Raw genomic sequence first — 12,102 nt, 5'->3', positions numbered from 1 at the left:
GGTCCAGCCACAGGTAGGCGAGCACCACGACGGTCATCGCCACGCTGGACAAGACGAACCCGACGGCAGTTCCGAGCGGGTTGAGCGCGGTCAGCAGGATCACTATCAGCCCGGCGACGGTGCCGAGCAGGATGACCACTGCCAGTGGCGCGCCGACCTTGCGGATTCGCCGCTCAAGGGGCGGGTAAAACGGACGCGGTTGCTGAGGTGCCCAGGGATTCGACACGACAGCAGGTTAATCGGTGGACCCTGGGAGTGCCCGAGGCGTTCGCTCTGCTCAGCAACGCACCGCGTCGGCGCGCACATCTGCCCGCGCGATAACCTCTACGGGCTCGTGTTCGCGTCGATGGAATCCCCACGCCAGCGAAACCGAGTTTGTCCAGCGTGTACACAGTCGAGTAGCCTCGACAGTGACTCGCGACCAGATCGCGGGTAGCGCCATGCCAACTGTCCCTACGAACTTCATTGTCCGGAGCAACCCAACAATATGCCCAGTCCCTCCGTCACCTCGCCGCAAGTAGCTGTCAACGACATCGGCTCCAGCGAGGACTTTCTCGCCGCCATCGACAAGACCATCAAATATTTCAACGATGGCGACATCGTCGAAGGGACGATCGTCAAGGTCGACCGGGATGAAGTCCTACTCGACATCGGCTACAAGACCGAAGGCGTCATCCCCTCCCGCGAGTTGTCCATCAAGCACGACGTCGACCCCAATGAGGTTGTGTCCGTCGGCGACGAGGTCGAGGCACTTGTTCTCACCAAGGAGGACAAAGAGGGCCGGCTGATCCTGTCCAAGAAGCGCGCGCAGTACGAGCGGGCGTGGGGCACGATCGAGGAGCTGAAGGAGAAGGACGAGGCCGTCAAGGGCACCGTCTTCGAGGTGGTCAAGGGCGGCCTGATCCTGGACATCGGATTGCGCGGCTTCCTTCCGGCTTCGCTGGTCGAGATGCGCCGCGTACGTGACCTGCAGCCCTACATCGGCAAGGAGCTCGAGGCCAAGATCATCGAGCTCGACAAGAACCGCAACAACGTCGTGCTGTCGCGTCGCGCCTGGCTCGAGCAGACGCAGTCCGAGGTGCGCAGCGAGTTCCTCAATCAGCTGCAGAAGGGCGCGATTCGCAAGGGTGTCGTCAGCTCCATCGTCAACTTTGGCGCGTTCGTCGACCTCGGCGGTGTTGACGGCCTGGTGCACGTCTCCGAGCTGTCCTGGAAGCACATCGATCATCCGTCCGAAGTCGTCCAGGTGGGCGACGAGGTCACCGTCGAGGTGCTCGACGTCGATATGGATCGCGAGCGGGTTTCGTTGTCGCTCAAGGCGACTCAGGAAGATCCGTGGCGTCACTTCGCCCGTACCCATGCGATCGGCCAGATCGTGCCCGGCAAGGTCACCAAGCTGGTCCCGTTCGGTGCGTTTGTCCGCGTCGAGGAGGGCATCGAGGGCCTGGTGCACATCTCCGAGCTGGCCGAGCGTCACGTCGAGGTGCCCGACCAGGTGGTGCAGGTCGGCGACGACGCGATGGTCAAGGTCATCGACATCGACCTGGAGCGCCGCCGTATCTCGCTGAGTCTCAAGCAGGCCAACGAGGACTACACCGAGGAGTTCGATCCCTCGAAGTACGGCATGGCCGACAGCTACGACGAGCAGGGCAACTACATCTTCCCCGAAGGCTTCGACCCCGACACCAACGAGTGGCTCGAGGGCTTCGACAAGCAGCGTGCCGAGTGGGAGGCCCGCTACGCCGAGGCGGAACGCCGGCACAAGATGCACACGGCGCAGATGGAGAAGTTCGCCGCCGCCGAGGCAGCCGCGGCCGAGAAGCAGCCCTCAGCCAACGGATCGTCGCGCTCCGATGACGCGCCGTCGGGTGGCTCACTGGCGAGCGACGAGCAGCTGGCCGCGCTGCGGGAGAAGCTGGCCGGCAGCGCATAGCGCATGCTTCGGATCGGCCTGACCGGCGGTATCGGGGCCGGAAAGTCCACAGTTTCAGCAACTTTCGCTGAGTGCGGCGGCGTGATCGTCGACGGCGACGTGATCGCCCGGGAAGTTGTCGAGCCCGGCACCGAAGGCCTGGCCATGCTCGTCGACGCATTCGGTGACGACATTCTGCTGCCCGATGGCGCTTTGAACCGTCCGGCATTGGCCACCAAGGCATTTGCCGACGACGAGAAGCGCCAGACGCTCAACGGCATCGTCCATCCGCTGGTGGCGCGGCGGCGATCCGAGATCATCGCCAGTGTCTCGGAAGACAAAGTGGTGGTCGAGGACATCCCTCTACTTGTGGAAAGCGGCATGGCGCCGTTGTTCCCGCTGGTCGTCATCGTGAACGCCGACCCGGAGGTGCGGGTCAAGAGACTGATCAAACGCGGTATGACCGAATCCGATGCCCGCGCCAGGATCGCAGCGCAAGCCACCGAGGAACAGCGACGCGCGGTGGCCGACGTTTGGCTGGACAACTCGGGGTCAGAGGGCGAACTAGTGGAACGCGCACGCGATCTCTGGTGCCGGCGCATACTGCCGTTCGCGCACAACCTGCAGAACCACCGCACAGTCAGGGCTCCTTACGTGTTGGTGGCGTACGACCCCACGTGGCCCGAGCAGGCGGCGCGGATCGTCGCCCGGCTGCGTACGGCATGCGGACACAACGCGTTCCGGGTGGACCACATCGGCTCGACGGCAGTGCCGGGGTTGGACGCGAAGGATGTCGTCGACGTGCAGGTGACCGTGAGGTCGATCGAAGTCGCCGACGAGATCGCCGACGCGCTCACCACCGCCGGCTACCCGCGCATCGCGGAGATAACCACGGACTCCGTCCACGATGACGCGCGCAGCACCGTCGCCGAATTCGACCATGACAACGATCCGGCGTTGTGGCAGAAGCGAATTCACGCTGCGAGCGATCCTGGCAGGCCGGCTAATGTCCATGTCCGGGTGGACGGCTGGCCCGGCCAGCAGTTCGCATTGCTGTTCACCGATTGGCTGAGGGAACACCCCGCAGTGCACAGCGAATACCTGTCCGTCAAGCGCGATGTCGAAGGTTCGCCGCACTACCCGGAAGCAAAGGAGCCGTGGTTTCTGGACAGCTACCGGCGCGCGTGGGAGTGGGCCGACGCGGTCGGCTGGCGTCCGTGAGCTACGGGGGTGGAGCGGGCGGCGGAGCGGATTGGGACGGCGGCGCGGTGGCGGGGTTGCCGCCGGCGGCTTGGTTGCCGGCGTTGATCGCAGCGGCGTTGGCCAGTTCCGAACCGCAGGGCATGACGCCGTAGCCCGGGTCACTGCTTTGCGGAAGCAGCGTCGGCTTGATGAAGTCATCGGCCTGGGCGGTGATCTGGTCGTCCACCAGGATCTCGCAGTGCAGATTGGCGGTGTACGGCCACCTGACCGAGATCTCCATGCCGGCCTTTTTCGGGTCACTCAGCACGGCGTTCGCCTCGAATATCTGGCCAGGCAGCACCGTCGGGGTCGCCGTCTCGACCTCCGTGTCAGAGACGTTGTATGTGATCGTCAGGCCGCGAGAAACACCGCCGACGCTAGCGCGATAGGTGACGTTGTGCTTGTCACCGCCTGAGGGGTTATCGGCGAATGCCACCGGGAAGGTCACTTGGCTCCCGGCCCCGATCACTGCGGCTGCGGTAATCGCCAACCATGCGTGCATGGCCTGAGACTATCGAACCTGGCTGGACGCGTAGTTCCTGACGTCATTTGTGCTGGCAACGAGGGCACCACAGTGTGGTTCGTCCGCCAGCCCGACCGCGAACCAGCCTGGTGCCGCAGCGCGGGCAGGTCGGATCGGGATCGTCACGCACACCGGTCAGCCACCGCCGCGGTCGGGGAATGCGGCGATGCCGGACCGACGTGCGCAGTACGCGCCGCATGGTGGCATGCAGCCGTTTCATTTCGTCGCTGTCCACACTCGAGACCTGGCGAGTGGGATGCAGGCGTGCCTGCCAGCAGATCTCGTCGGTCAGGAGGTTTCCCAACCCGGCGATCACGGACTGATCCATCAATGTGGCCTTCAGACCTCCGCGGCGGCCGTCCAACGCCTGGGTGAACTCCGGAAGGCCGATATCGAATGCGTCGGGGCCCAGTCGGCCGGTGATGCGATCGACTTCACTGTCATCAACCGCAACCCACACGCCGCGCAGCTTGCGCAAATCGGTGTACCGGAGTTCGCCGCGGTCCAGCGTGAACACCAGTCGTTCCTGGCCCTCATCGGGTGTTCCGGCCGGCGCGTAATACGGTCGCCCGGTCATCCCGCTGTGCACCAACACAGTTGGTCCGTCGGTGGGCAAAATGAGCCACTTTCCGTGCCTGCGCGGAACGCCAAAACGTTGGCCGGTCAACTCGCGTTTGACATCTTGGGCGGTTCTGTTGCGCAGCACGCCGGCGTCCCGCACCTCCACGTCACGAATCTTGCGGCCCGGCAGCGAATCTGCGAGCTCGGTACGGAATCCTTCGACGTCAGGTAGCTCTGGCACGAGATTTGGAGAGGCGTTGTGCCGGACGGGACAGAGAGCAGGTGCGCGCGCACGCGTCTCGTGTGATGTGGCCTTTGGTGATCCCGCCTACTGGGAAGAGCACTCGGTCGGTGTATGTCACCCCAACGCTGGTGTGGGCAGTCAATGCGTCTCCCTCACAACGTTTGCGTTGACCAGAAGCCATCGTTGACTCTGCGCTCACGGCGCAAAACTGCGAGTAGCGGTCGGCCTCAGCGCAGAGTCAACGCAAATCTCGCCCTTGTCACCCTCGAAGGAGGTGCGTTGCGCCAGCCGCTTGTCGCGGTACTTCTTCAGTGTCATGCCTGCGCATACCCGACTCCCAAGGTGGCCGAACCCGCCTAAGCGCCCCTCCAGGTCAGCGGCATGCCGGTTGCGCTCAGCCATTGATTGAGGTCGTACCGATGCTGGGCCAGGCCGTCGACTGCAGCGACCGCGAACACAATCGCCTCCTCGCCGATTTCCGGCGTGAGCAGGCCGAGGCGCACGGCATCAAGAAGCTCGTCGACATCGGTCAGCTCGACCCCCGCACCGGCGCGGACCAGGAGATCGAGGTAGTGATCCTCGGAGTGCCATGCCGTCCGACCGGCTGTGTATCGGCCGACGTCGAGGTAGTAGTCGTAATCCTGTTCGTGCCCGGGGTTGAAGTGAAACACCGTCGCGCGCAAGCCCAGCGGCGGCAGAAGCCACGACTCCAGGTAGTGGAACTGCGGCCGGCCGGGTGTCGGGCGGGCCATGTAAAGGCCCCACGGCGTGACGGTGTACTCGTCAACCGCGCGCACGATGCCCTTCGGATCGGTGTTGGTGCGCCCGGCGATGTCGAATTTTTCGTGTTTGGGGGGGTGGATAGCGCAAGCATAAAGAGTGCCTTCGCTCTTCGCGCAAGCGGTCATCGGTGGGGAACAAGAACCTGTCGGTGGTCGGTTCTAACCTGTGACTATGGCATTCGCTACCGAACACCCCGTGCTGGCGCACTCGGAGTATCGCGCCGTCGATGACGTGGTGCGCACCGGTGCGCGTTTCGAGGTGGTCAGCCAGCATGAGCCCGCCGGGGACCAGCCCGCCGCGATCAAGGAGCTCGAGCGCCGGATTTCCTCAGGTGAGCGCGACGTGGTGCTGCTCGGCGCCACGGGCACGGGCAAGTCGGCCACCACGGCGTGGCTGATCGAGCGGCTTCAGCGGCCAACGCTCGTGATGGCGCCCAACAAGACGCTGGCCGCGCAGCTGGCTAACGAGCTGCGAGAGATGTTGCCGCACAACGCTGTCGAGTACTTCGTCTCGTACTACGACTATTACCAGCCAGAGGCCTACATCGCGCAGACGGACACGTACATCGAGAAAGACAGCTCCATCAACGACGATGTCGAGCGGCTGCGGCACTCGGCGACGTCCAGCCTGTTGTCGCGGCGGGATGTGGTCGTGGTGGCGTCGGTGTCGTGCATCTACGGCCTCGGGACCCCGCAGTCGTATCTTGACCGGTCGGTCGAGCTGCAGGTCGGCGCCGAAGTGCCCCGGGACGGGTTGCTGCGGTTGCTCGTCGATGTCCAGTACACGCGCAACGACCTGTCGTTCACCCGGGGCTCGTTCCGAGTTCGCGGCGACACCGTCGAGATCATTCCGTCCTACGAGGAGCTGGCGGTTCGCATCGAGTTCTTCGGCGACGAGATCGAGGCGCTGTACTACCTGCACCCGCTGACTGGCGACGTGGTCCGCCAGGTCGACTCGTTGCGGATCTTCCCCGCGACGCACTACGTGGCAGGTCCTGAGCGGATGGCGCACGCGATCTCGACGATCGAGGCAGAGCTGGCCGAGCGGCTGGCCGAACTGGAGCGTCAAGGCAAGCTGCTCGAAGCGCAGCGGCTGCGGATGCGGACCAACTACGACGTCGAGATGATGCGGCAAGTCGGCTTCTGCTCGGGGATCGAGAACTACTCGCGGCATATAGATGCCCGGCCGGCGGGGTCGGCGCCGGCGACGCTTCTCGACTACTTCCCGGAGGATTTCCTCCTCGTCATCGACGAGTCGCACGTGACCGTTCCGCAGATCGGCGGCATGTACGAGGGCGACATCTCCCGCAAGCGCAACCTGGTGGATTACGGCTTCCGGCTGCCGTCGGCCATCGACAACCGCCCGCTCACGTGGGAGGAGTTCGCCGACCGGATCGGCCAGACGGTGTATCTGTCGGCCACGCCGGGCCCGTACGAGCTGAGCCAGACGCAGGGCGAGTTCGTCGAGCAGGTGATCCGCCCCACCGGACTGGTCGATCCGAAGATCGTCGTGAAGCCGACGAAGGGCCAGATCGATGACTTGATCGGAGAGATCCGGAAACGGGCGGACGCCGACGAGCGGGTGCTGGTCACGACGCTGACGAAGAAGATGGCCGAGGATCTCACCGACTATCTGCTGGAGATGGGCATCCGGGTGCGCTACCTGCACTCGGAGGTGGACACGTTGCGACGGGTCGAGCTATTGCGGCAATTGCGGCTCGGCGATTTCGACGTGCTCGTCGGGATCAACCTGCTTCGCGAAGGCCTCGACCTGCCGGAGGTGTCCTTGGTCGCGATCCTGGATGCGGATAAGGAAGGGTTCCTGCGATCGGCGCGGAGCCTGATCCAGACCATCGGCCGAGCCGCCCGCAACGTATCGGGCGAGGTGCATATGTACGCCGACAAAATCACCGACTCGATGCGCGAGGCCATCGACGAGACGGATCGCCGGCGCGCGAAACAGGTCGCGTACAACCAGGCGAACGGCATCGACCCGAAGCCGCTGCGGAAGAAGATCGCCGACATCCTCGACCAGGTGTACCGCGAGGCCGAAGACTCGGACAGAGTCGAAGTCGGTGGCTCAGGCCGCAACGTGTCGCGAGGCCGCCGTGCTCAGGGCGAGCCAGGCCGCGCCGTCAGCGCCGGGATCTACGAGGGACGCGACACGTCGAACATGCCGCGCGCAGAACTCGCCGACCTGATCAAGGACCTCACGGCGCAGATGATGGCTGCGGCGCGCGACCTCCAGTTCGAACTTGCCGCGAGGATTCGCGACGAGATCGCCGACCTGAAGAAGGAACTGCGCGGAATGGACGCGGCCGGGCTGAAATAGTGCGCGCTTGATCTAAACCATGGTTGAGGCCTTAGCGTGGGCCGGGTGAGCCAGACACCGACGACGATCGCGGGAAGCTGGCGCGAGCTGCTGGGCCGCGACCGGCTCGGCACGGTCACTGTGCTCGCCGGCGGTGTCGCGCTGTACGCCACGAACGAGTTCCTCACCATCAGCCTGCTGCCTAGCGCCGTCGCCGACATCGGTGGGCAACGGTTCTACGCCTGGGTTGTGACCGTGTATCTCGTCGGCTCGGTGATCGCGGCCGCGGCGGTGAACCCGCTGCTCATGAGATTCGGCCCGCGAACGTCATATCTGCTGATCCTCACGCTGTTCGGCGCGGGCACCGCGGGTTGCGCCCTCGCGCCAACCATGGAATTGCTTCTTGTCGCCCGGACCGTGCAGGGCGCAGCGGGCGGAATGCTCGCGGGTCTGGGCTACGCGGTGATCAACGCGGCGCTGCCGAGTTCGTTGTGGACTCGGGCATCAGCCTTGGTGTCGGCGATGTGGGGAGTCAGCGTCATCATCGGCCCAGCGATGGGCGGTGTGTTCGCCCAATTTCATATCTGGCGTTGGGCTTTCGGCTCGCTGGTAGTCGCGACGCTGGCGATGGCCGCGCTCGTGCCTGGCGCGCTGCCCGCGAGGGCGCAGAGTGCTCCCGCGCCAGCCAGTCTCAGCCGGATCCCCGTGTGGTCACTGGCGCTGCTGGGCGGTGCGGCCCTGGCGATCAGCGTCGCCGGCGTGCAACGGGATGCCGTCGCAACGGCGGGGCTCCTCGTCCTGGGCGTCGCGCTGGTGGGAGGCTTCCTCCTGGTCGACCGACGGGCACGGGCAACCGTGTTGCCCCGAGCCGCGTTCGGCCCGGGCCCGCTGAAGTGGATGTATGTGACCGTCGGCGTGCTGATGGCCGCAACCATGGTCGACATGTACGTGCCGTTTTTCGCTCAGCGGCTGGCGGGCATGGCCCCGGTGGCGGCCGGCTTTGTCGGCGCAGTGCTGGCCGTCGGGTGGACGACGTCGGAGATCGTCAGCGCGTCGGTGGAAAAGAAGGCGGTGTCAGCCCGATTGGTGGCGGCGTCGCCCGCGGTCATGGCCGTCGGGTTGGGGCTGGCGGCACTGATCCTGGTCGATCGGCCGGGATGGTCGGTGATCGCGATGTGGCTGGTCGGACTGTTCGTGGCTGGGTGCGGCGTCGGGATCGCGTGGCCCCACCTCTCGGCCTGGATCATGGGCGCGTTGGACGATCCCGTCGAAAGTGGTGCGGCCGCGGCTGCGATCAACACGGTGCAATTGATCTCCGGTGCCTTCGGCGCAGGCCTCGCCGGTGTGGTAGCGAATGCCGCCTCGGAATCCGAAATAATCAGTGCCCGTGTGCTTTTCGGCGTGTTCGCCGCACTTGCGGCGCTGGGGACCGTCGCCGCAATCAAGGCGAGCCCGGCAGCGAAGTAGTGCGCGCCCGCGAAATCACGGTGACGGAAATGCTGGAATGTCGGCTGGAGAAATGGCACCCTTCTCGACACGCGGGTGTGGCTGAGTGGCTAGGCACCGGCCTGCAAAGCCGTCTACACGGGTTCGAATCCCGTCACTCGCTCGCGTAAGTCTTGCCTTGTCTTGCACAGTGCGTGTAACCCGCCTGCGTATCCAAATATGCAGCGCTACAGCCCATGTGATGTACACGTGAGCCAAAGAACCCGCGCTCGTCAACTGATAGGGAAAGCCATGAGTCTCAAGGGATTTACGATCAGCTCCGTATTCGCCGGAGCAGCCGTGGCTGCGGCCATTGCGGTCGCGCCGACCGCCGCGGCCGCTGCCAGCAACCCGACCACGCCGTCGCCCCAGCCGTCGAGCGCGTCAGCCGACGGTCCTGTGGCGCTGCCTCCGGGCGGTCCCGTTGCCGTCTACCCCGAGCCGCAGGTCATCGGCGGAGCCGACCCCTTCGTCCCCTTCGGTACCGATCCCTATGTGCCGTGGGGTGTGTGGACCCAGTGACCCTTGGGACACATCGACGTGGACGCGTCCGGGCACATCCTGGCTCGGGCGCGTTCGCCTGTCAGCTATCCGAGCAGACGCGCCGCGGCCCGCAGATCGTCGACGAGCGCGTCGAACGCCTTCTCCCGATCCTGCGGTGGCCCGCGCAGCACGGATGACGGGTGAACCGTGGCGACCACATGTGGGTCGATGCCTGGCTGGATACCGCTGTCGTCTTCGGGCAGTCGAAGCGGTTCCCCCCGGTGCGCGGTGATCCGAAAGTCGTTGCCCATCAACGATTTGGCGGCGGTAGCACCAAGCAGAACAATGAGCTCCGGCTGTATGGTCGTCAACTCCGCGATCAGCCACGGCCGGCAGGCCACCACTTCGGTGCGGCTCGGCGTCTTGTGGATGCGTCGTTTCCCGCGTTCTGGCTGAGTGAATTTGAAATGTTTCACCGCGTTCGTGACATATGTCTCGCCCCGTCGAATGCCTGCCGCCGCGAGCGCCTTGTCCAGAAGTTTCCCTGCCGGCCCGACAAAGGGCGTGCCGTCGCGGTCCTCCTGGTCACCTGGCTGCTCACCCACGAGCGCGACCCGGGCGGTGTCAAGACCGGCGCCGAAAACCGTTTGGTTGGCCGCCCGGTACAGGTCGCAGCCGCGGCACGTGCGGGCCGCGGCGGCGAGGTCGTCGAGATTGCGGGAATCCGGCAGGAACTCCTGCGCTCCCTGCGTCGAGACGCGAGCCATTGGTCAGGTGTTCCCGTGAAGGAGCTGACGTGAAACCAGCAGGGGCGCCGCTCCTCACACACCGTCCCTCGAGTGAGCATTGACCCCCCCGAGCGCAACTGTGTCGTCAATCTCTCCCGTTTTTGCTGGCCATGCCGCTAAGGTCAGGGGTTGGCATAGCAAACCGAGGACTGGGAGGATCAATGAGCGCCTATCAGACCGTGGTGGTCGGGACCGACGGATCGGACTCATCACTGCGTGCGGTCGACCGGGCAGCCAGCATCGCCGCCGGCTCGGACGCGAAACTGATCATTGCGACGGCATATTTCCCTCAGCACGACGATCCACGCGCAGCCGACATGCTCAAGGACGAGGGATACAAGACGACGGGCGCGGCCCCGATCTACGCGATCCTGAAGGAAGCCCACGAACGGGCCTCTGCGGCAGGAGCCAAGAACGTCGAGGAGAAGCCGATCGTCGGCGCACCCGTCGACGCGCTCGTGGAACTCGCCGAGGAGGTCAACGCCGACCTGCTCGTGGTCGGCAATGTCGGGCTCAGCACCATCACCGGCCGGATCCTCGGCTCGGTGCCCGCCAACGTCTCACGTCGGGCCAAAACCGACGTGTTGATCGTTCACACCACGAACTGAGCGCAGGGCTACCAGCCGCGTTCTCTCCACTCGCCGAGATTCGGTCGCTCGGCACCTAGCGTCGTGTCGTCGCCGTGGCCGGGATAGATGACGGTCGAATCGTCGTACACGTCGAACACCCGTGACGTGACGTCGGACAACAACTGGTCGAAGTCGCCTGGTTGCCAGGTTTTTCCGACGCCGCCGGGGAACAGGCAGTCGCCGGTGAACAGCTGAGTCGCGTCCCCGGCCGCCGTGCCGCTGAGCGCCAGCGCGACCGAGCCGGGCGTGTGTCCGCGCAGGTGGATGACATCGAAGGTCAGCTTGCCCACCTGCACGGTGTCGCCGTGAGAAAGCAGCCGGTCTGGCTTCACCGGCAGGGGATCGGCGTCGATCGCGTTCACCGCGGTCGGGGCGCCTGTCGCGCCAGCCACCGCCTCCAGCGCCTGCCAGTGGTCGAAATGCTGGTGGCTGGTGACGATCAGCGTCACATTCGGCGCGTTCTCCCGGATGAGGGCGACGAGGTCGTCGGCGTCATTGGCGGCGTCGATGAGCAGTGTTTCGCCGGTTTCGGAACAGGTCACCAGGTAGGCGTTGTTATCCATGGGGCCCACCGACGCTTTGATGATCGTTGCGCCGGGAAGGGCCCGCCGGGCAGCAGTTCCCGGGTCGACGTGGCCGGTGTAGTTGTCTGTGACGGCGGTCATGACGCCACGGTAGCGCTGTCGGTGGGGGCACCTAGCATGGGCAGGGATTGCGTCTAATTGGAAGGCGCCCGGGAAAGGGCACAGTGTCTGATCGCCTCATCGTCAAGGGTGCGCGGGAGCACAACCTGCGAAGTGTCGACCTCGACCTGCCGCGCGACGCCCTGATCGTGTTCACCGGTCTGTCCGGATCAGGCAAGTCGTCATTGGCGTTCGACACGATCTTCGCGGAGGGCCAGCGCCGCTACGTCGAGTCGCTGTCGGCGTATGCGCGGCAGTTCCTCGGCCAAATGGACAAGCCTGACGTCGATTTCATCGAGGGGCTGTCGCCGGCGGTGTCGATCGACCAGAAATCCACCAACCGCAACCCGCGGTCGACGGTCGGCACCATCACCGAGGTGTACGACTACCTCCGTCTCCTCTACGCCAGGGCAGGCACCCCGCACTGCCCCGTATGCGGTGAGCGGATCGCCCGCCAGA

At 65.2% G+C, this 12,102-nt stretch carries 11 protein-coding genes, 1 tRNA gene and 2 pseudogenes; 8 read left to right on the top strand and 6 right to left on the bottom strand.

All coding sequences use genetic code 11. The features are described from left to right. Positions 1-226 (bottom strand): annotated as a pseudogene (locus QOH60_RS19315) (PrsW family intramembrane metalloprotease); the annotation flags it as partial. 261 nt (positions 227-487) lie between these two features. Between QOH60_RS19315 and rpsA the strand changes: the two are divergent. Then, positions 488-1,933 (top strand): 30S ribosomal protein S1, encoded by a 1,446-nt coding sequence (gene rpsA, locus QOH60_RS19310; protein WP_526423331.1) that lies wholly within the window; start codon positions 488-490, stop codon positions 1,931-1,933. 3 nt (positions 1,934-1,936) lie between these two features. Further along, positions 1,937-3,133, top strand: a complete 1,197-nt coding sequence (coaE, locus tag QOH60_RS19305) for a dephospho-CoA kinase (protein ID WP_526423329.1) — start codon at positions 1,937-1,939, stop codon at positions 3,131-3,133. Between the two features lies 1 nt (position 3,134). Here the strand turns inward: coaE and QOH60_RS19300 are convergent, their stop codons facing one another. The 3 genes from QOH60_RS19300 to QOH60_RS19290 all read right to left on the bottom strand — a co-directional run bounded on the left by QOH60_RS19300 (position 3,135) and on the right by QOH60_RS19290 (position 5,345). Then, positions 3,135-3,656, bottom strand: a complete 522-nt coding sequence (locus tag QOH60_RS19300) for a hypothetical protein (RefSeq protein WP_526423327.1) — start codon at positions 3,654-3,656, stop codon at positions 3,135-3,137. Positions 3,657-3,699: 43 nt separating this feature from the next. After that, a complete protein-coding gene (locus QOH60_RS19295; RefSeq protein WP_526423325.1) occupies positions 3,700-4,479 on the bottom strand; it encodes an Fpg/Nei family DNA glycosylase in 780 nt (259 codons plus the stop codon). A 359-nt stretch (positions 4,480-4,838) separates the two neighbouring features. Beyond that, positions 4,839-5,345, bottom strand: a complete 507-nt coding sequence (locus QOH60_RS19290) for a ribonuclease FAU-1 family protein (RefSeq protein ID WP_526423333.1) — start codon at positions 5,343-5,345, stop codon at positions 4,839-4,841. A 91-nt stretch (positions 5,346-5,436) separates the two neighbouring features. Between QOH60_RS19290 and uvrB the strand changes: the two genes are divergently transcribed. From uvrB to QOH60_RS19270, 4 genes are all read left to right on the top strand, one after another. Beyond that, positions 5,437-7,596: an excinuclease ABC subunit UvrB gene (gene uvrB / locus QOH60_RS19285; RefSeq protein WP_526423323.1), complete on the top strand. Its 2,160-nt coding sequence runs from the start codon at positions 5,437-5,439 to the stop codon at positions 7,594-7,596. A 45-nt stretch (positions 7,597-7,641) separates the two neighbouring features. Beyond that, positions 7,642-9,042 carry an MFS transporter gene (locus QOH60_RS19280; protein ID WP_526423321.1) on the top strand — a complete coding sequence of 467 codons (1,401 nt, stop codon included), beginning with the start codon at positions 7,642-7,644 and terminating at the stop codon, positions 9,040-9,042. A 71-nt stretch (positions 9,043-9,113) separates the two neighbouring features. Continuing rightward, positions 9,114-9,184 (top strand) — tRNA-Cys (locus QOH60_RS19275). Positions 9,185-9,312: 128 nt separating this feature from the next. Next, positions 9,313-9,582, top strand: coding sequence for a hypothetical protein (locus QOH60_RS19270; protein WP_526423319.1), 270 nt, complete (start codon positions 9,313-9,315; stop codon positions 9,580-9,582). 65 nt (positions 9,583-9,647) lie between these two features. Here QOH60_RS19270 and QOH60_RS19265 read toward each other — a convergent pair whose 3' ends face one another. After that, positions 9,648-10,310, bottom strand: coding sequence for a UdgX family uracil-DNA binding protein (locus QOH60_RS19265; RefSeq protein ID WP_526423317.1), 663 nt, complete (start codon positions 10,308-10,310; stop codon positions 9,648-9,650). A gap of 182 nt (positions 10,311-10,492) precedes the next feature. Here QOH60_RS19265 and QOH60_RS19260 point away from each other — a divergent pair, with 182 nt between their 5' ends. Continuing rightward, entirely contained in the window at positions 10,493-10,939 is a 447-nt protein-coding gene (locus QOH60_RS19260; protein WP_526423315.1) for a universal stress protein, read from the top strand. A gap of 8 nt (positions 10,940-10,947) precedes the next feature. On the opposite strand, the gene QOH60_RS19255 is transcribed toward QOH60_RS19260, so the two are convergent. Then, positions 10,948-11,625: an MBL fold metallo-hydrolase gene (locus QOH60_RS19255; RefSeq protein ID WP_526423313.1), complete on the bottom strand. Its 678-nt coding sequence runs from the start codon at positions 11,623-11,625 to the stop codon at positions 10,948-10,950. Positions 11,626-11,708: 83 nt separating this feature from the next. Between QOH60_RS19255 and QOH60_RS19250 the strand changes: the two are divergent. Continuing rightward, positions 11,709-12,102, top strand: a pseudogene (locus QOH60_RS19250) (excinuclease ABC subunit UvrA); the annotation flags it as partial.

It is taken from the genome of Mycobacterium sp., from assembly GCF_032159765.1.
Classification (GTDB): Bacteria; Actinomycetota; Actinomycetes; order Mycobacteriales; family Mycobacteriaceae; genus Mycobacterium.
This window is presented reverse-complemented; position numbering and strand designations above follow the sequence as displayed.

Coding starts and splice junctions, on each gene's coding strand:
- QOH60_RS19265 (WP_526423317.1), bottom strand. CDS start 10,310: ATGGCTCGCGTCTCGACGCAGGGAGCGCAGGAGTTCCTGCCGGATTCC.
- QOH60_RS19270 (WP_526423319.1), top strand. CDS start 9,313: ATGAGTCTCAAGGGATTTACGATCAGCTCCGTATTCGCCGGAGCAGCC.
- QOH60_RS19255 (WP_526423313.1), bottom strand. CDS start 11,625: ATGACCGCCGTCACAGACAACTACACCGGCCACGTCGACCCGGGAACT.
- QOH60_RS19260 (WP_526423315.1), top strand. CDS start 10,493: ATGAGCGCCTATCAGACCGTGGTGGTCGGGACCGACGGATCGGACTCA.
- QOH60_RS19300 (WP_526423327.1), bottom strand. CDS start 3,656: ATGCACGCATGGTTGGCGATTACCGCAGCCGCAGTGATCGGGGCCGGG.
- coaE (WP_526423329.1), top strand. CDS start 1,937: ATGCTTCGGATCGGCCTGACCGGCGGTATCGGGGCCGGAAAGTCCACA.
- rpsA (WP_526423331.1), top strand. CDS start 488: ATGCCCAGTCCCTCCGTCACCTCGCCGCAAGTAGCTGTCAACGACATC.
- uvrB (WP_526423323.1), top strand. CDS start 5,437: ATGGCATTCGCTACCGAACACCCCGTGCTGGCGCACTCGGAGTATCGC.